This window comes from Patulibacter medicamentivorans (genome assembly GCF_000240225.1).
In the GTDB taxonomy this organism is placed as follows: domain Bacteria; phylum Actinomycetota; class Thermoleophilia; order Solirubrobacterales; family Solirubrobacteraceae; genus Patulibacter; species Patulibacter medicamentivorans.
In genome coordinates, this window is the sequence record NZ_AGUD01000244.1 from 23,899 (window position 1) to 40,246 (window position 16,348).

General features: G+C 72.3%; 15 protein-coding genes. 14 read left to right on the forward strand and 1 reads right to left on the reverse strand.

All coding sequences use genetic code 11. The features are described from left to right. The first annotated feature begins 151 nt into the window (after nucleotides 1-151). From PAI11_RS16755 to rpmA, 14 genes are all read left to right on the forward strand, one after another. Nucleotides 152-2,782, forward strand: a complete 2,631-nt coding sequence (locus tag PAI11_RS16755) for a valine--tRNA ligase (RefSeq protein WP_040600702.1) — start codon at nucleotides 152-154, stop codon at nucleotides 2,780-2,782. Beyond that, the gene (locus tag PAI11_RS16760) at nucleotides 2,779-4,158 is read left to right on the forward strand and encodes a bifunctional folylpolyglutamate synthase/dihydrofolate synthase (RefSeq protein ID WP_007576950.1); all 1,380 of its coding nucleotides are present in this window, start codon (nucleotides 2,779-2,781) and stop codon (nucleotides 4,156-4,158) included. The genes PAI11_RS16755 and PAI11_RS16760 overlap by 4 nt, the downstream gene beginning before the upstream one ends. 13 nt (nucleotides 4,159-4,171) lie before the next feature. Continuing rightward, the gene (locus PAI11_RS28330; protein WP_007576952.1) at nucleotides 4,172-4,306 is read left to right on the forward strand and encodes a hypothetical protein; all 135 of its coding nucleotides are present in this window, start codon (nucleotides 4,172-4,174) and stop codon (nucleotides 4,304-4,306) included. A gap of 138 nt (nucleotides 4,307-4,444) precedes the next feature. After that, a complete protein-coding gene (locus PAI11_RS16765; RefSeq protein WP_138974376.1) occupies nucleotides 4,445-4,978 on the forward strand; it encodes a zinc ribbon domain-containing protein in 534 nt (177 codons plus the stop codon). A 98-nt stretch (nucleotides 4,979-5,076) separates the two neighbouring features. Further along, complete coding sequence (gene ndk / locus PAI11_RS16770; protein WP_007576955.1) at nucleotides 5,077-5,484, forward strand: nucleoside-diphosphate kinase; 408 nt, start codon at nucleotides 5,077-5,079, stop codon at nucleotides 5,482-5,484. 27 nt (nucleotides 5,485-5,511) lie between these two features. Next, nucleotides 5,512-6,135: a Maf family protein gene (locus PAI11_RS16775; RefSeq protein ID WP_211656616.1), complete on the forward strand. Its 624-nt coding sequence runs from the start codon at nucleotides 5,512-5,514 to the stop codon at nucleotides 6,133-6,135. Between the two features lie 183 nt (nucleotides 6,136-6,318). After that, complete coding sequence (locus PAI11_RS16780) at nucleotides 6,319-7,371, forward strand: rod shape-determining protein (protein WP_007576961.1); 1,053 nt, start codon at nucleotides 6,319-6,321, stop codon at nucleotides 7,369-7,371. Nucleotides 7,372-7,419: 48 nt separating this feature from the next. Further along, nucleotides 7,420-8,289 carry a rod shape-determining protein MreC gene (mreC, locus tag PAI11_RS16785; RefSeq protein ID WP_007576962.1) on the forward strand — a complete coding sequence of 290 codons (870 nt, stop codon included), beginning with the start codon at nucleotides 7,420-7,422 and terminating at the stop codon, nucleotides 8,287-8,289. After that, a complete protein-coding gene (gene mreD / locus PAI11_RS24635; RefSeq protein ID WP_007576964.1) occupies nucleotides 8,286-8,933 on the forward strand; it encodes a rod shape-determining protein MreD in 648 nt (215 codons plus the stop codon). Before mreC ends, mreD begins: the two co-directional genes overlap by 4 nt. After that, nucleotides 8,930-11,176: a penicillin-binding transpeptidase domain-containing protein gene (locus tag PAI11_RS16795; protein ID WP_081488495.1), complete on the forward strand. Its 2,247-nt coding sequence runs from the start codon at nucleotides 8,930-8,932 to the stop codon at nucleotides 11,174-11,176. Before mreD ends, PAI11_RS16795 begins: the two co-directional genes overlap by 4 nt. Further along, on the forward strand, nucleotides 11,176-12,396 hold the full coding sequence (locus tag PAI11_RS16800; RefSeq protein WP_007576968.1) for an FtsW/RodA/SpoVE family cell cycle protein: 1,221 nt from the start codon (nucleotides 11,176-11,178) through the stop codon (nucleotides 12,394-12,396). Before PAI11_RS16795 ends, PAI11_RS16800 begins: the two co-directional genes overlap by 1 nt. Nucleotides 12,397-12,424: 28 nt before the next feature. Further along, nucleotides 12,425-14,674, forward strand: a complete 2,250-nt coding sequence (locus PAI11_RS16805) for an Rne/Rng family ribonuclease (protein ID WP_244406561.1) — start codon at nucleotides 12,425-12,427, stop codon at nucleotides 14,672-14,674. Between the two features lie 11 nt (nucleotides 14,675-14,685). Further along, a complete protein-coding gene (rplU, locus tag PAI11_RS16810) occupies nucleotides 14,686-14,991 on the forward strand; it encodes a 50S ribosomal protein L21 (RefSeq protein ID WP_007576972.1) in 306 nt (101 codons plus the stop codon). A 19-nt stretch (nucleotides 14,992-15,010) separates the two neighbouring features. Beyond that, nucleotides 15,011-15,292 carry a 50S ribosomal protein L27 gene (gene rpmA, locus PAI11_RS16815; protein ID WP_007576975.1) on the forward strand — a complete coding sequence of 94 codons (282 nt, stop codon included), beginning with the start codon at nucleotides 15,011-15,013 and terminating at the stop codon, nucleotides 15,290-15,292. An 83-nt stretch (nucleotides 15,293-15,375) separates the two neighbouring features. Here rpmA and PAI11_RS16820 read toward each other — a convergent pair whose 3' ends face one another. Further along, the gene (locus PAI11_RS16820; RefSeq protein WP_050897283.1) at nucleotides 15,376-16,326 is read right to left on the reverse strand and encodes a hypothetical protein; all 951 of its coding nucleotides are present in this window, start codon (nucleotides 16,324-16,326) and stop codon (nucleotides 15,376-15,378) included. Between the last annotated feature and the right edge of the window lie 22 nt (nucleotides 16,327-16,348).

Here is a 16,348-nt window from a genome sequence, read left to right on the forward strand (position 1 = left end):
CTACGTCGTCGACCGGACCCGCGGGCGTGGCTGGACGGACGTGCCGACCGCCGGGGCGTCACCGCTGGCCGAACGGCCGGCCACCCGCCGCGACGGCGTGGGACGGCGCGGGCCGCCGTCTTCGTGGATCGCCGCCTAGACTGGATCGTTCATGTCCGAGACGCAGGATCCGACGCGCTACGAACCGGCCGAGGCCGAGCCGGCGGTGTTCGATCGCTGGGAGTCCGCGGGCATCTTCGCCGGCGACCCGGAGGGCGACCCCGCGAACAGCTTCTCGATCGCGATCCCGCCGCCGAACGTGACCGGCGCGCTGCACATGGGCCACGCGCTCAACGGCTCGATCCAGGACGTCCTGATCCGGCTCAACCGGATGCGGGGCAAGAACGTCCGCTGGACGATCGGGACCGACCACGCCGGGATCGCGACGCAGACCAAGGTCGAGCAGGCGCTGGTCGACGAGGGCACTAGCCGCGAGCAGATCGGCCGCGAGGCGTTCGTCGAGCGGACCCAGGCCTGGCGCCAGCAGTACGGCGGCACGATCATCAACCAGTTCCGCCGCCTGGGGGTCTCGGCCGACTACGCCCACGAGCGGTTCACGATGGACGAGGGCTACGTTCGCGCCGTCCAGCAGGTCTTCGTCGCGCTCTACGAGCAGGGCCTGATCTACCGCGGCACCTACCTGGTCAACTGGGATCCGGGCTCGCGCTCGGCGATCAGCGACCTCGAGGTCGAGGACCGCGAGGTCACCGACACGCTCTTCGAGATCGCCTACCCGCTCAGCGACGGATCCGGCGAGGTCGTCGTGGCGACCGTCCGCCCCGAGACGATGCTGGCCGACGTCGCCGTCGCGGTCAACCCGGCCGACGAGCGGTTCGCCGGCCTGATCGGCAAGAGCGTCGTGCTGCCGCTGGTCGGGCGCGAGCTGCCGATCATCGGCGACGACTACGTCAAGACCGACTTCGGCACCGGCTGCCTGAAGATCACGCCCGGGCACGACCCCAACGACTTCGAGATCGGCCACCGCCACGGGCTCGAGACGCTGACCTGCATCGGCGAGGACGGCCGCATCACCGGCGGCTACGCGCCGGCCTTCGAGGGCCTCTCGACCGCCGAGGCGCGGACCGCGATCGTCGAGGAGCTGCGCGCCGGGGGCAGCCTCCGCGCCGAGGAGGACTACACCCACACCGTCCCCTTCAGCCACCGCTCCGGCGAGCGGATCGAGCCGTTGCTGTCGCTGCAGTGGTTCATGAAGATGGAGGAGCTGGCGCAGCCGGCGATCGACGCGGTCCGCGACGGGCGGGTCCGGATCCACCCCGAGAGCCAGTCGCGCCGCTACCTGCAGTGGCTGGAGGAGATCCGCCCGTGGGTGCTCAGCCGCCAGCTCTGGTGGGGCCACCAGATCCCGGTCTGGTACCGCGGCGACGAGACCTACTGCGGGATCGAGCCGCCGCGGGGCGAGGGCTGGGAGCGCGACCCGGACGTCCTCGACACCTGGTTCAGCTCGGCGCTGTGGCCGTTCGCGACCCTCGGCTGGCCGGAGCAGACGCCCGAGCTGCGGACCTTCTACCCGACCTCGGTGCTCTCGACCGCCCGCGACATCCTCTTCCTGTGGGTGGCGCGGATGGTGATGATGGGCCTGCGGTTCCCGGGCGAGATCCCGTTCGGCGACGTCTACTGCCACTCGGTGATCCAGGCGCCCGACGGCCGCCGGATGAGCAAGTCGCTGGGCACCGGCATCGATCCGCTGGCCCTGATCGACGGCGGCCCGCGGCCCGCGGTGTTCGCCAAGAAGAAGGGCGCCGACGCCGGCGAGTTCCCGGCCTACGGCGCCGACGCGGTCCGCTTCGGCCTACTGGCGATGTCCTCGACCCAGGACGTCCGCTTCAGCGAGGAGAAGATCGCGCAGGGCCGGCAGCTGATCACCAAGCTCTCCAACGCGGTGCGGTTCGCCGCCGGCCGCCTGGAGGGGCTCGACGTCGAGCTGCCCGCCGACGGGAGCCCGCTGGCCCCCGGCGCGGCCAGCCGGCTCGAGGACCGCTGGATCGTCTCGCGGACCGAGCGGATCGCCCGCGAGACCGCTGCCCGGATCGACGAGTTCGACTTCGCCAAGGCCGCCCTCGGCCTCTACGACTTCGTCTACGGCGAGCTCTGCGACTGGTACCTGGAGCTGGTCAAGGCCCGCGAGGCGGCGACCGACCCGGACCTCGGCCGGGTGCTGGCCTGGGCGCTGCGGCGGACGCTCCAGATCGCCCACCCGGTGATCCCGTTCGTGACCGAGGACGCGTGGGGCAGGATCCCCGGCACGGACGGCCTGCTGGCCGGCTCGCGACTGCCGGCGCCCGACGACGCGCTGCTCGACGGCGACGCCGAGCACGACCTCGGCCGCGTGATCGAGCTGATCAGCGCCGTCCGCTCGTGGCGCAGCACCGCCAACGTGCCGCCCGGGCCGATCCTGCCGGCGCGGCTCGAGGCCGACGGCTACGACGACGAGGCGCGTGCCCACGCCGCCCGCCTGGCCCGCGTCGAGCTGGTCGACGGCGCCGGCGACGCGGTGCTGGTGGCGGTGCCCGGCGGGCAGGTCGCGATCCTCGCCGGCGAGCACGTCGATCCCGACGCGGAGCGGTCCCGGATCGCCAAGCGTCGGGCTGAGGTCGAGGCTGAGATCGAGCGCACCGCCGCGCGCCTGGGCAACGAGAAGTTCGCCTCCCGCGCCCCGGCCGAGGTCGTCGCCGCCGAGCAGGCCAAGCTCGACGGTCTGCGGGAAGAGCTGCGCACGCTGTGAGCGGCGCGGCCGGAGGCCCCGGCGAGCGATGGGACGCGGACGGCTGGCTGCTGGAGCGCGAGCTGTTCGGCATCCGGCCCGGCCTGGCGCGGATGCGGGCCCTGCTCGAGCTGCTGGGGCGACCGCAGGAGCGCTTCGCGGCGATCCACGTCGTCGGCAGCAACGGCAAGACCTCGACGGTGACGATGGCCGCCGCGCTGCTGCAGCGCCGCGGCGTGCGCTCCGGGGCCTACGCGTCGCCGCACCTCGTGCGGTTCGCCGAGCGGGTCCAGATCGCCGGCGCGCCGCTCGACGCGGGTCCGTTCGCCGCGGCGGTCGCCCGGGTCCGCGCCGCGGCCGAGGAACTGGAGGCCCAGCGGACGACCGCCAGCGACGGCCAGGACGTCGGCGACGGCGGGGCCGACGGCGGATGGGACGGCGGGGAGCGCGTCACCCAGTTCGAGGCGATCACCGCGACCGCCTACCTGGCCTTCGCCGAGGCCGGCGTCGAGTGCGCCGTGATCGAGGCCGGCCTTGGCGGGCGCTGGGACGCGACCAACGTCCTGCCGCGCGACCCGGCCGGGCCGGGGCGGCCGCCGGTCGCGGTGCTGACCAGCGTCTCACTCGAGCACACGCGCTGGCTGGGGACGACGAACGCCGCGATCGCGGCCGAGAAGGTCGAGGTCCTGCGGCCGGGCGGGACGCTGGTGCTGGGCCACGGGCTGCCGGCGGAGGCGGTCGCGGTCGCCGAGGCGTTGGCGGCCGAGCGCGGGGCGACGATCGTGCGGGCGCCGGCCGACCCCGGGAGCGACGTGCCGACGCCCGGGACCGGTCCCGACCGCGGCGGGGCGCTCTTCCAGCGCCGCAACCTGGCGACCGCGATGGCCGCCGTCGACGCGCAGCTCGGCGCGCCGGACCCGGCCGCCGCTCGTGCCCTGGCGGCCGGGATCGTCGTGCCCGGGCGCTTCCAGACGGTCGATCCGGGGGGCTCCGGCGGCCCGACGGTGATCCACGACGGCGCGCACAACGAGGCCGGCATGGTCGCCCTCGCCGACGCCCTCGACGCGGCGCCCCCTGCCCGGCCGCTGGTCGCGCTGATCGGCGTCCTCGACGACAAGGACCCGGCGGCGATGGTGCGGGCGCTGGACCGCTGGTGCGACCGGGTCGTGGCCGTCGCGCCGGGCAATCCGCGGGCGCTGCCGGCCGCGGATCTGGCGGCGATCGTCGCCCGGGCTCTGCCTGGCCGACCGGTCGACGTCGCCGCGGGCCCGCACGAGGGTCTGCGCATGGCCCGTACACTGGCCGGGGCGAGCGGTACCGTGCTCGCCACCGGATCGCTGCATCTGCTGGCCGACCTGCACCGCGGGCCGGCCGCCGGACCGGCCTCCGCGTTCTGATCAACCCACCGTCATGTCCCCGACCGACCCCCGTCACGACGAGTCCCTCCCGGTCCTGCGCCTCGTCCTCGGCGTGGCCGTGGTCGTGGCCCTGGTCATCCTCGTGTTCTTCGCCATCGGCTACGCGCTCGGCCGTGCCTTCCTCTGATCCCAGCGAGCGGCGGGGCATCCCGCCCGTCTCCGTCGCTGGATCACGGAGCACGCCCCGAACCGCCGTCGATGGGCGTCGTCCGTCACGCGGAGGAACCACCGGGTCGTCCGACGAACTACCGTTCCTGTGATCACCATGCCCGATCTCCTCGCCGTGTTCGGCATCAACAACGGCACGCTCGACACCGTCGTGAAGCTGTTGGTGCTCTTCGTCGTCCTGATCTGGCTCGCGCTCGTCTACTACACGTGGGCGGACGCGCGCCGGCGCATCAGCGACCCCGTCCTGATCGGCACCGCGACCGTCGCGGCGCTGGTCCTGCCGTTCGCCGGCACGATCATCTACATGGTCGTCCGGCCGCCGGAGTACCTCGACGACGTGCGCGAGCGCGAGCTGGAGATGCAGGCCGCCGAGGCGCGGCTGCTGCAGTCCGGCGTGCTGCTCTGCCCGCACTGCGAGTACCAGGTGCAGAAGGACTTCCTGCGCTGCCCGTCGTGCCTGCGCAAGCTGCGCGACCAGTGCACCGGCTGCGCCAAGCCGCTCGATCCGGAGTGGCGGATCTGCCCGTACTGCGAGACCGAGATCCCCGGCCGCACGCCGCGCCGCCGTCGTCGCCGGCGAGCGGACGAGGCCGAGCACGATCACGAGCGCCCCGCGGCCGACCTCTCCTAGCGCTCTCGTAGCGGCGGGACTGGGCGCGGGACTGCTTGAATCTCCGGGCCCGGCCGGCACGATCGGCCGCTGACCCCGCAAGGAGAGACTCCGAACCCATGTCCCGCACCCTGATCCTCGTCAAGCCGGACGGCGTCAAGCGCCAGCTGATCGGCGAGGTGCTCGGCCGCTTCGAGCGCAAGGGCCTGAGCATCGCCGCTCTCAAGCTCGTCCAGCTGGAGACCTCGGTCGTCGAGGAGCACTACGCGCATCTCAACGACAAGCCGTTCTTCGGCGAGCTGGTCTCGTTCATGACCGGTGGCGCCGTGGTCGCCGCGATCCTCGAGGGGCCGTCGGCCGTCGAGGTCGGCCGCCAGGTGATCGGCGCGACCAACCCGCTCGAGGCCGCCACCGGCTCGATCCGCGGCGACCTGGCGATCGAGGCCGGCGAGAACATCGTCCACGGCTCGGACTCGGACGAGAACGCCGAGATCGAGGTCGCGCGCTTCTTCCCCGAGCTGGGCTGAGGCATCGGGCGAGGCGGGGAGCCGACGGTGGACGCCACCGTGGCCGGCGGGGAGCTCGTCCTCGCCTCGCGCTCGCCCCAGCGGCGGGCGATCCTCGAGACGCTGGGCGTGCCGTTCCGCGTCCGGGTCTCGGACGCCGAGGAGCGGACCGACGGCGACCCGATCGCGGTCGCCGTCGAGAACGCCCGCCGCAAGGCGCTGGCCGTCGCCGACGGCGAGCCGCCGGGGACGCTGGTGCTCGGCGCCGACACCGTGATCGTCGACGACCTCGACGATCGCGCGGTCGCGGGCGAGCGGGCGGTCGGCAAGCCCGCCGACGCCGCCGAGGCGGCCGCGATGTTGCGCCGCTGGTCCGGGCGCGGGCACCACGTCGCGTCCTCGGTCGCGGTCGTCCGCGCGGCCGCCGCCGGCGGCCACGAGCTGGTGCTGGCCGAGGCCGACACGACCCTCGTCCGCTTCCGGGAGCTGGGGGAGGACGAGCTGGACTGGTACGTCGCCACCGGGGAGTGGCGCGATCGGGCCGGCGGCTACGCGATCCAGCTGCGCGGCACGCTGCTGGTCGACGGGATCGACGGGGACTGGTGGACCGTGGTCGGGCTGCCGGTGGCGCTGCTCGCACGCCGCCTCCCGGGGCTGCTACGGCGCCCCTGACCGCGATCGGCCCGGACCGCCGAGGCCCCATGCACGCGGCGATTCATGGACGGCGCGTCGAAGGCCCTCCGCTACACTCCGGCCTCGATCCGCGGCGGCGGAGGACGGATGGGACCTGCTCCTCGCCACTGCCGCGCCCGCCGGCCTCCCGGCGCGGCGACGGATCTGAACCCCCACGCCTCGATGAGCATCTTCAGCTACCTCACCGGGATCGGCAGCCGCGACATGGCAGTCGACCTCGGCACCGCGAACACCCTGGTCTACGTCCGGGGTCGCGGGATCGTGCTGTCGGAGCCCTCGGTCGTCGCGATCGACTCCCGATCGGGCGAGGTCCACGCCGTCGGCATCGAGGCCAAGCGGATGCTCGGCCGCACGCCCGGCACGATCCAGGCGATCCGGCCGCTGAAGGACGGCGTGATCGCCGACTTCGACGTCACCGAGGAGATGCTGCGCCACTTCATCCAGAAGGCGCACCAGAACCGCTTCGCCCACCCGCGGGTCGTCGTCTGCGTCCCCTCCGGCGTGACCGGGGTCGAGAAGCGCGCGGTCGAGGAGGCGTCGATCTCCGCCGGTGCCCGCCAGGCGTACCTGATCGAGGAGCCGATGGCCGCCGCGATCGGCTCCGGCCTGCCGGTCGCCGAGCCGACCGGCTCGATGGTCGTCGACATCGGCGGCGGCACCAGCGAGGTCGCGGTGATCTCGCTCGGCGGGATCGTCGTCTCGCAGTCGGTCCGGGTGGCCGGCGACGAGTTCGACGAGGCGATCGTCGCCTACGCCAAGCGCGAGTACAAGCTGCTGATCGGCACCCAGATGGCCGAGGACGTCAAGCTCGAGATCGGCTCCGCCTACCCGATGGCGGAGGAGGTCCAGACCGAGATCCGCGGCCGCGACATGGTCTCCGGCCTGCCGAAGACGGTCGTCATCACCAGCGAAGAGGTCCGGCAGGCGCTCGAGGAGCCGCTGTCGGCGATCATCGAGGCGGTCAAGGAGACCCTCGACCGCACGCCGCCCGAGCTGTCGTCCGACATCATGGACCGCGGGATCATGCTGGCCGGCGGGGGATCGCTGCTCCGGGGGCTCGACGAGCGCCTCCGCGAGGAGACGCAGATGCCCGCGCACCTGGCAGAGTCCCCGTTGACCTGCGTCGCGGTCGGCTCCGGTCGCTCGCTCGAGGAGTTCGACGTCATCCACCGGATGAACCGCGGACACTCCCGCAACCGGCGTCGCCGGTACTAGACCCGCCGGCCGCCCCGTGCGTCGCCCGCCCCGCCCGTATCGCGTTCCGTGAACGATCCGTCCGCACGCCGTCGCCGTCGCCTGGTGCTCGCCGCCCTGGTCGTGGTGTCGCTGATCCTGCTGACCGCCGCCTTCGGCTCCGCCGGCGGCGGGACCACCGGCGGGGTCGCCGGGCCGCTGGTCGACGGCGCCTCGACGATCGTCAAGCCGGTCCGGGACCTGGTCAACTGGGTCGGGGACACCGCGGACGCCAAGCAGGAGGTCGCCGACCGCAAGCGCGAGGCGAACCAGCTGCGGGCCGAGAACGCGCGGCTGCTCGACCGCCTGCGGCGGATCCCGAAGCTGGCACAGCTGCAGGAGCTCGACGACCGGCTGCAGCTCTCCCGCGCCGCGCCGGTGGCTGCCGACGTGATCGTCCAGTCCCCCAGCCAGTGGGCGCTGACGGTCACGATCGATCGCGGCTCCAACGACGGGATCTCGGTCGGGGACCCGGTGATCGGCGCCGACGCCGACAACGCGGGCCTGGTCGGGTTCGTCCGCAACGCGCGCGGGGGCCAGGCGGTCGTCGCGCTGCTGCCCGACCAGAGCGTCGCGATCGGCGCCCGCCTGGCGGGCAAGGACCCGATCGGGATCATCACGGGGGCGGGGGCGGGGACGACCACCGACCTCGAGCTGTCCGACATCCCGTCGACGGTCGCGATCAACCCCGGGATGCTCGTCACGACCTCGGGCAGCGCCCGCAACGCCGGCGAGCTGGCGTCGCTGGCGCCGCCCGGGATCCCGATCGGCCGCGTGACCAGCGTCGACCAGGCCAAGGAGGACGACCAGGTCGCCCACGTCCGCCCGCTCGTCGCCCTCCGCTCGCTCGAGACCGTCCGGGTCCTGACCCAGAGCGTGAACGGGAACCGGCCGCAGTGAGCCCGCAGCCGACGGTCAGCCGTTCGCGCCGCCAGCGGCGGCGACGGCGGGTCCGGCTGCCCGATCACAGCGTCATCGGGGCCGTCCCGTGGCTGCGGCTGGGCCTGCTCGGCCTGCTGGTCGGCCTGCTGCAGCTGGTGCTCTTCAGCCGGGTCTGGATCGTCGGCATGCAGATCGACCTGGCGGTCCTGACGCTGCTGATGGTCGGGCTGCTCGCCGGACCGATCTCGGGGGCGGCCTTCGGCTTCGGGCTCGGCCTGCTGCTCGACGGGGTCTCGGGGCAGACGCTCGGCCTCTCGTCGCTCTCGTTCGTGCTGACCGGCTACGCCGTCGGTCGCCTCGGGCAGCTGCGCGATCCCGAGTCGAGCGCGGTCCCGGTGGTGGTCGGCGTCTTCGGCACGTTCGCCGCGCTGGTGCTCTACGGCCTGCTCGAGCTGATGCTCAACCAGAGCACCCGGGTCAGCCCTGGGATGATCTGGGTGATCGTCGGCACGACCCTGATCAACGCCCTCCTGGCGCTGCCCGTGCATAATCGGGTGAAGCGCTGGTTGTTGCCGATGCTTCCCGAGGAAGCTCGCCGGCGCCGCCGACGGCGGGCCTATGGCAGCCGCTCCACGTCCGATCTGGACGTCCGCATCCGATGAGCACGCGAGATCGCAGGAACTCGACTCCCCAGCTCGCTCTCCGCGTGGCCGCGTTCGGGATCGTCGCCTTCGGCGTCTTCGCGGTGCTGTTCCTGCGGCTCTGGTTCATGCAGATCCTGCAGGGCGACGACTACCTGGCGAAGGCGACCGAGAACCCGGCCCGGGTCGTGCGGGTCGCGGCCGGTCGCGGCGGGATCATCGATCGCAACGGCAACGTCCTGGTCAAGAACGAGGTCGCCAACGTCGTCTCGCTGAAGTCCGACGCGGTGCCCGAGGCGGACCGCGCGCGGGTCAGCAACTGGGGCCACGACATCGGCGTCCACGAGGTCAAGGTCGAGCGCCGCGCGACCCAGCTGCTGGACCAGTCGGTCTCGCGGGCCGTGGCCCGGGCCGCCGGCCGATCGCGCAAGGCGCGGCGGAAGGCGCGGATCCCGACGGTCCGCCAGAAGAAGGACGCCGACCGTCAGGCCGCGCGCGAGCTGGCCGCCGACAAGCCCGACGACCTGACGCTGAAGGACGCCTCGCCGTTGCTGGTGGCCAAGCTCGAGCGGGTCTCGCCGATCCTCAAGACGTCGCCCCAGCGCCTGTACCAGCGGGTGGTCGCCGGGATCGTCAAGGTGCCGGCGGGCAACGTGCCGCTGAAGCGCAAGGTCAGCCTGCCGGTCAAGAACTACCTGCTGGAGCGCCAGGCCGACTTCCCCGGGCTGACGGTCACCAAGGAGTACATCCGCGAGTACCCGGGCAAGCAGCTGGCCGCCCAGATCTTCGGCGCCGTCGGCCAGATCAGCGAGAGCCAACTGAAGCAGGAGCGCTATCGCGGGCTGGTGGCCGGCCAGCAGATCGGCCAGGGCGGGCTGGAGCAGGAGTACGACAGCGTCCTGCGCGGCAAGGACGGCGAGCAGCGGGTCCAGGTCGACGCTCAGAACCGGCCGACCGGCAAGGTCACCGACGTCAAGCCGAAGCAGGGCCGGCGGCTGCGCCTGACCCTCGACCTGGGGCTGGAGCGGGTCGGCCAGTTCGGGATGCAGCAGGCGATCGGCCGGAAGATCGACGACAAGACGAAGAAGCGCGCCGGCGGCGCCTACGTCGCGCTCGATCCGCGTGACGGCTCGGTGCTGGCGATGGGCTCGTACCCCTCGATCGACCCCAACGTCTTCAACCGCGACATCACCGCGCAGCAGTTCAAGCAGCTGACGTCGGCCCGCAACGGGGCGCCGCTGATCAACCGCGCGATCCAGGGCCTCTACCCGACCGGCTCGACCTTCAAGCCGATCACGGCCGCGGCCGGCCTGACGAGCGGCGTGATCGGCCTCCAGACGCGCCAGGGGACCGGCTCCTGCATCAAGCTCGGCGACCAGGACCAGGAGTTCTGCAACGCCGGCAGCGCCGACCACGGCGACACCAACCTGGTCCAGGCGCTGACGGTCTCGTCGGACACCTACTTCTACCTGGTCGGCTGGAACCTCTTCCCGCTCCCGAACCAGCCGCTGCAGACCTGGGCCCACCTGTTCGGGTTCGGTCGCACCAGCCACATCGACCTGCCCGGCGAGGACGCCGGCACGGTCCCCTCGAGCGAATGGCGCAAGCAGCGCGACAAGGACGAGAGGGCCTGCCGCAGGCAGCGCAAGGTCGCCAGCTGCGGGCTGGTCTTCAAGATCGGCGACACCTACAAGCGCGGCGACAACGTCAACCTCTCGGTCGGGCAGGGCGACCTGCTGGCGACCCCGCTGCAGCTGGCCGTCGCCTACTCCGGGCTCTACGACCCGACCGACCGCGTCACCGGTGAGCTGCGGTTCCCGGTCCCGCGGCTCGGCGACCAGGTCGAGAGCTCACAGGGGGTGCTCGAGCAGAAGCTGCCGCGGCCCAAGCCGCGGGTGGTCAAGTTCCCCGTCGAGTACAAGACGGCGATCCTGACCGGCCTCTGGAACGTCACCCGCGAGGGCGACGGCACCGCCGCCGGCGTCTTCGCGGGCTGGAACCAGAGCCAGTACCCGGTGATGGGCAAGACCGGCACCGCCGAGCGCTGCCCGAAGACCAAGCCCTGCTCCGACCAGTCGTGGTTCGCGGCGATGGTGCCCGACCCGACCCGCCCGATCGTCGTCGTGGCGACGGTCGAGAACGGCGGCTTCGGCACCGAGACCGCCGCCCCGATCGTCTGCCGGATGCTCCGGAGCTTCTACCAGCAGTCGCCGTCGCAGGCCGCCTGCGACGCCAAGCAGACCGGGTCGAACCCGAACGAGTGATGGCCAGCGAACCGACCACCACGCCGATCGGGATGCGCCGTCCGCGCCGCCGTCGCGGACGCGAGCTGAGCGGCCTGCTCGAGGCGCAGCTGCCGTTCGACCCGGTGCTGGCGATCGCGGCGATCGGCCTGACGATCTGCTCGGTCGTGGCGATCTCCGGGGCGACCAACGGCGACTCCGCCTACGTCAGCCGCCAGATCGCCTACGGCGTGGTCGGGATCGGCGTCGCGACGGTCGTCTCGCGCTTCGACTACGCCCGCCTGCAGCGCTATCGCTGGGGGCTCTACGGCTTCATGCTGGCGTCGATCGTGGCCGTCGCGCTGTTCGGCTCCGCGGTCAACGGCTCGACGCTGTCGATCGACCTGAAGGTCTTCAGCTTCCAGGCCTCGGAGCTGGGCAAGGTGCTGGTCGCCGTCAGCGGGGCCGCGGTCCTGGTCGAGCGCTCGCGGGCGGTCGACGAGTGGGGCACGACCCTGCGGATGCTGGCCTTCCTGGGGCTGCCGGCGGCGATGGTCGTCACGTCGGACCTCGGCTCCGGCCTGGTCTACGCGGCGGTCGGCGCCGGGCTGCTGCTGATCGGCGGAGCGCCCGGGCGGCACCTGGCGATCATCGGCACGACCGCCCTCTGCGGGGTGATCGCCGTCCTCGGGGTGCTCCCGGCGGCCGGCGTCGACGTCCTCAAGCCCTACCAGGTGGCCCGCCTGACGGCCTTCCTGCACCCGAACAAGCACGAGCACCAGGTGGCGGGCGGGATCGACCCGACCTACCAGCTGGCGCAGGCCAAGACGGCGATCGGCTCGGGGCAGAAGACGGGCCGGGGCGACGAGGCCACGCAGCAGAAACTTGGTTACCTGCCGGAGAACCAGACCGACTTCATCTTCGCGTCGGTCGGGGAGCGCTTCGGCTTCATGGGAGCGGCAACGATCCTCTCCCTCTATGCACTGATCATGTGGCGCGGGTTGCGCATCCTCTCGACCGCGAGGGACTTCTTCGGCGCCGTACTGGCGGCCGGCATCCTGGCGATGCTCCTGTTCGAAGTCCTGGTCAACGCGGGGATGAACGTGGGCATCATGCCCATCACCGGCATCCCGCTCCCGCTTGTGAGCTACGGCGGTTCCTCGGTGCTCTCCACCTACCTCGCGATCGGCCTGCTGCAGGCGATCTACGCGCAGGGACGGGCGGCGGCACGACGAGGCCCGACCGTGGCCAGACCCGATTGAGGTAGCACTCGTGAAGAAACAGGTCCTGGTGAGCGTGGACCGCGGAGAGACCCGCGTCGCGCTGCTGGAGTCCACCGAAGGAGCAGGCAACGCCGGTCAAGGCGGCAACCGCCGTCGTGGCGGGCGTGGCAAGAAGCCGGATTCCGGCTATCGCGTCGCCGAGCTCTACTTCGAGCGCCGGTCCAACCGGTCGATCGTCGGCAACGTCTACAAGGGCCGGGTCGACAACGTCCTCCCCGGGCTCGAGGCGGCGTTCGTCGACATCGGCCTGGAGAAGAACGGCTTCCTGCACGTCGACGAGATCCGGCTGCCGGGCGTCAAGGTCGCCCGTCGCGGTCACGGCGGCGACAACCACCCGAAGATCAGCGACCTGATCAAGCCCGGCGACGAGCTGGTCGTGCAGGTCACGAAGGACCCGCTGAAGACCAAGGGCGCCCGCCTGACGATGGACCTGACCATCGCCGGGCGCTACCTGGTCTACGCGCCCAAGGGCGAGGGCGTCGGCGTCTCGAAGAAGGTCGACGACGCCGAGCGCAACCGCCTGCGCAAGGAGGTCAAGGGCCTCGAGCTGAACGGCGGCGGCGCGATCGTGCGCACGGCCGCCCGCGGCGCCGTCCGCGAGGACTTCGAGCGCGAGCTGCCCTACCTCTTCAAGCTCCACGAGGTGCTGGAGCAGCGCGCGGTCGACCTGCCCGGCCCGTGCATGGTCTTCCAGGAGGCCGACCTCTCGGTCCGCGTCGTCCGCGACATCTTCAGCGCCGAGTTCGAGCGCGCGATCGTCGACGATCCCGGTCAGGTCCAGCGGCTGAAGTCGTTCTTCACCCGCACCGCCCCCGAGCTGGTCGACAAGGTCGAGCTGTGGGAGGAGTCGGACCCGCTGTTCGAGGCCTTCGACGTCGAGCCGGTGATCGACGGGCTGATCAGCCGCCGCGTCGACCTGCCGTCCGGCGGCTACCTGATGATCGACTACGCCGAGGCGCTGACGGTCATCGACGTCAACTCCGGCAGCTTCACCGGCAAGGGCAAGCAGGCCCGGCTGGAGGACACGATCACCCGCACCAACCTCGAGTCCGCCGAGGAGGTCGTCAACCAGCTGCGGCTGCGCGACATCGGCGGCATCATCGTCATCGACTTCATCGACATGGCGAAGGCGCGCAACCAGCGCGAGGTGCTGAAGGTCCTGCGGGCCAAGCTGGCCGAGGACCGGACCAAGACCTTCACGGCCGAGATCTCGAAGCTCGGCCTGGTCGAGATGACGCGCCAGAACGTCACCGAGGGCGCGCGCGAGGTCATCACCCGCGCCTGCCCGACCTGCGACGGCGACGGCGTGATCAAGAGCGAGGAGACGCTCGCGATCGAGTTCGAGCGCGAGCTGCGCGAGCACGCCTCGCGGGCGCCGAAGCGCTCGAAGGCGTTCCTCGTCCGGATGCACCCCGACGTGGTGACCGAGTTCACCGGCCAGGGCGCGCGCGTGCTGCACGCGCTGGAGGAGGCGACCGGCCGCTACTTCGTGTTCGAGGGCTCCGACCGGCTGCCGCTGGACGAGTTCGAGATCGTGATGGAGGGCTCGATCGAGGACGTCCAGGAGCGGGCGATCCCGTTCCAGGAGGGCGAGGAGGTCCTCGTCCAGATCGTCGAGCCGCACATGTACAACGTCGACGACGCGGTCGCCAAGGTCGGCGGCTACGTCGTCTCGGTGATGGGCGGCGGGCGCTTCGTCGGCGAGAAGAAGCTGGTCCGGATCGAGCGCGCCGGCCGCACGTCGGCCAACGCCGTGCTGGTCGGGCCGATCGAGGACCCGAAGGCCGACGCGCCGGCCGGCGGCGAGCGCACGAGCCGTCGCCGTCGCCGCGGCGGTCGCGGTCGCGGTCGCGGCGGCGCGGGGGAGGCCGGCGGCGACGTCGCCACCGACGCGACCGAGGGCGAGATGGTCTCGGCCGAGGACGCGGCATCGGCCGAGGACGTCGTGGCGGACCGCGACGACGCGGTCGTCGCGGCCGACGAGGTCGCACCGGACGCCGAGAGCGAGGCGGTCGAGGAGGCCTCCCCGGTCGAGGACGAGGCAGCCGACGCGCCGGTGGCGGACGACGACGCGCCGAGCGCGGACGGAGCGGCCGACGCCGGCGGCGAGGGCCGGGACGCCAAGGAGGGCGCCGATGGCGTATCCTCCGCTGTCCGGCGCCGCACCCGAGGTGGGCGCCGCTCTGCTGCGTCCCGAGCGAAGCGCGCTTCTGCGCCCGACGCCGACGAGACCGCAGAGACCATCTCGTCCGAGTGAGTCGCATCCGTATGTACGCAATCGTCAAGACCGGTGGCAAGCAGTACCGCGTCGAGCAGGGCCAGGAGCTCCTGGTCGAGAAGCTCGACGTCGAGGCTGGTGCCTCTGTCGCCCTCGAGCCCGTGCTGGTCAAGGGCGACGCCGTGGCGATCGGTGCCGACGCGCTGAAGTCGGCCAAGGTCGGCGCGACCGTCGTCGAGCACATCAAGGGCCCGAAGATCCGCATCTTCAAGTTCAAGCCGAAGCGCGGGTACAAGCGGACGACGGGTCACCGTCAGCCGCTGACGCGGATCCGCATCGACTCGATCTCGGCCTGACCGTCCGGAGAACTGACTCATGGCACACAAGAAGGGCCTCGGCTCCTCCCGCAACGGCCGCGACTCCAACGCCCAGCGCCTCGGCGTGAAGGTGTTCGCCGGCCAGGTCGTCACCGGTGGCGAGATCATCGTCCGCCAGCGCGGCACCGTCTTCAAGCCCGGCAAGGGCGTCGGCATCGGCAAGGACGACACGCTGTTCGCGAAGGACGCGGGCGTCGTGGCGTTCACCCGCGGCTGGCGCGGCCGGGTCGTGACGGTCGAGCAGCCGGCGGAGCAGCCGGTCGCCGTCGCCGCCGACTGACCCCGACGCACCACGCTTCCTCGACGGCCCGCCGGGCCCGGGTCCACGGATCCGGGCCCGGCGGGCCGTCGTCGTTCCCGGGGTCAGTCCCGCTCACGGGCGGGGCCGCCGTCGCCGTCGGCCACGGCGGCCCGGTGCTCGTCGAGCGCCGCGCGGTAGTGCTCCTCGGCGAGGGCCCGGGCGTGGACCTCCTCGGCGGCGCGGGCCGAGGCGTCCGCCTCGCGGACCCGCGCGCGGGCCAGGTCCGCCTCGCGCTGCTGGAGGCTGTCGGGCTCGTGCCCGGGATGGGCGACGCCGCCGACCGCCTGGCGCAGCCACTCGACGATCCGGGCGGTCCGGCGGTGGGGCCCGAACCGCTCGACGGCCCGCTCCTGGCGTTGCGGGTCGCGCTTGGAGTAGCGCCAGCGGGCCCACGGCGACGTCGGCTTGCCCAGCCGGATCACCGCCCACAGCCCGACCGGCGGCAGCACGAACGACGCGAACCCGTGCAGGAACCGCGACTTGGCGAAGCAGACGCCGCTGACCGCGAGCACCATCAGGCTGTAGCCGACCGAGTAGAGCGTGCTGGTGGTGTCGTCGCCGCTGAACTGCAGCGGGTTGACGCCCAGGAAGACCAGCCCCATGAATGCGGCGGTGACCGCGACCGCGTCGATCGAGGTCCGGCCCTCGCGGGCCCAGTAGACGTCCCGCAGGTAGACCCAGAGCGCGAACTCGTCGAAGGTCAGGCCGACGCCGACCCCGAAGATCACCGCGCAGATCTCGAACCACGGCGGCTGGCTGTGGAGCGCGAAGCCGAGCGTCCCGCCGGCCATCATCAGCACGATCCCCCAGACCAGGTGGTGCAGGTGGACGCCGCTGTCGGTCACCACGCTGCCGGGCCACCACGGGAAGCGGTCGCTGCGCGACATCCGGGCGCTGGTGCGGATGAACACGAACGACGTCAGGAACGCGGCGAGGACGAGGAAGATGCCCTGCCGTCCGGGGTCCTGGACGTAGTCTTGCCACAGGTCGGGGAGGAACCACGTCGCGGTCATCGTCAGGTCCGACGGTAGCGGG

Coding starts and splice junctions, on each gene's coding strand:
- PAI11_RS16820 (WP_050897283.1), bottom strand. CDS start 16,326: ATGACCGCGACGTGGTTCCTCCCCGACCTGTGGCAAGACTACGTCCAG.
- rpmA (WP_007576975.1), top strand. CDS start 15,011: ATGGCACACAAGAAGGGCCTCGGCTCCTCCCGCAACGGCCGCGACTCC.
- rplU (WP_007576972.1), top strand. CDS start 14,686: ATGTACGCAATCGTCAAGACCGGTGGCAAGCAGTACCGCGTCGAGCAG.
- PAI11_RS16765 (WP_138974376.1), top strand. CDS start 4,445: ATGCCCGATCTCCTCGCCGTGTTCGGCATCAACAACGGCACGCTCGAC.
- ndk (WP_007576955.1), top strand. CDS start 5,077: ATGTCCCGCACCCTGATCCTCGTCAAGCCGGACGGCGTCAAGCGCCAG.
- PAI11_RS16780 (WP_007576961.1), top strand. CDS start 6,319: ATGAGCATCTTCAGCTACCTCACCGGGATCGGCAGCCGCGACATGGCA.
- PAI11_RS16755 (WP_040600702.1), top strand. CDS start 152: ATGTCCGAGACGCAGGATCCGACGCGCTACGAACCGGCCGAGGCCGAG.
- PAI11_RS16800 (WP_007576968.1), top strand. CDS start 11,176: ATGGCCAGCGAACCGACCACCACGCCGATCGGGATGCGCCGTCCGCGC.
- PAI11_RS28330 (WP_007576952.1), top strand. CDS start 4,172: ATGTCCCCGACCGACCCCCGTCACGACGAGTCCCTCCCGGTCCTGCGC.
- PAI11_RS16795 (WP_081488495.1), top strand. CDS start 8,930: ATGAGCACGCGAGATCGCAGGAACTCGACTCCCCAGCTCGCTCTCCGC.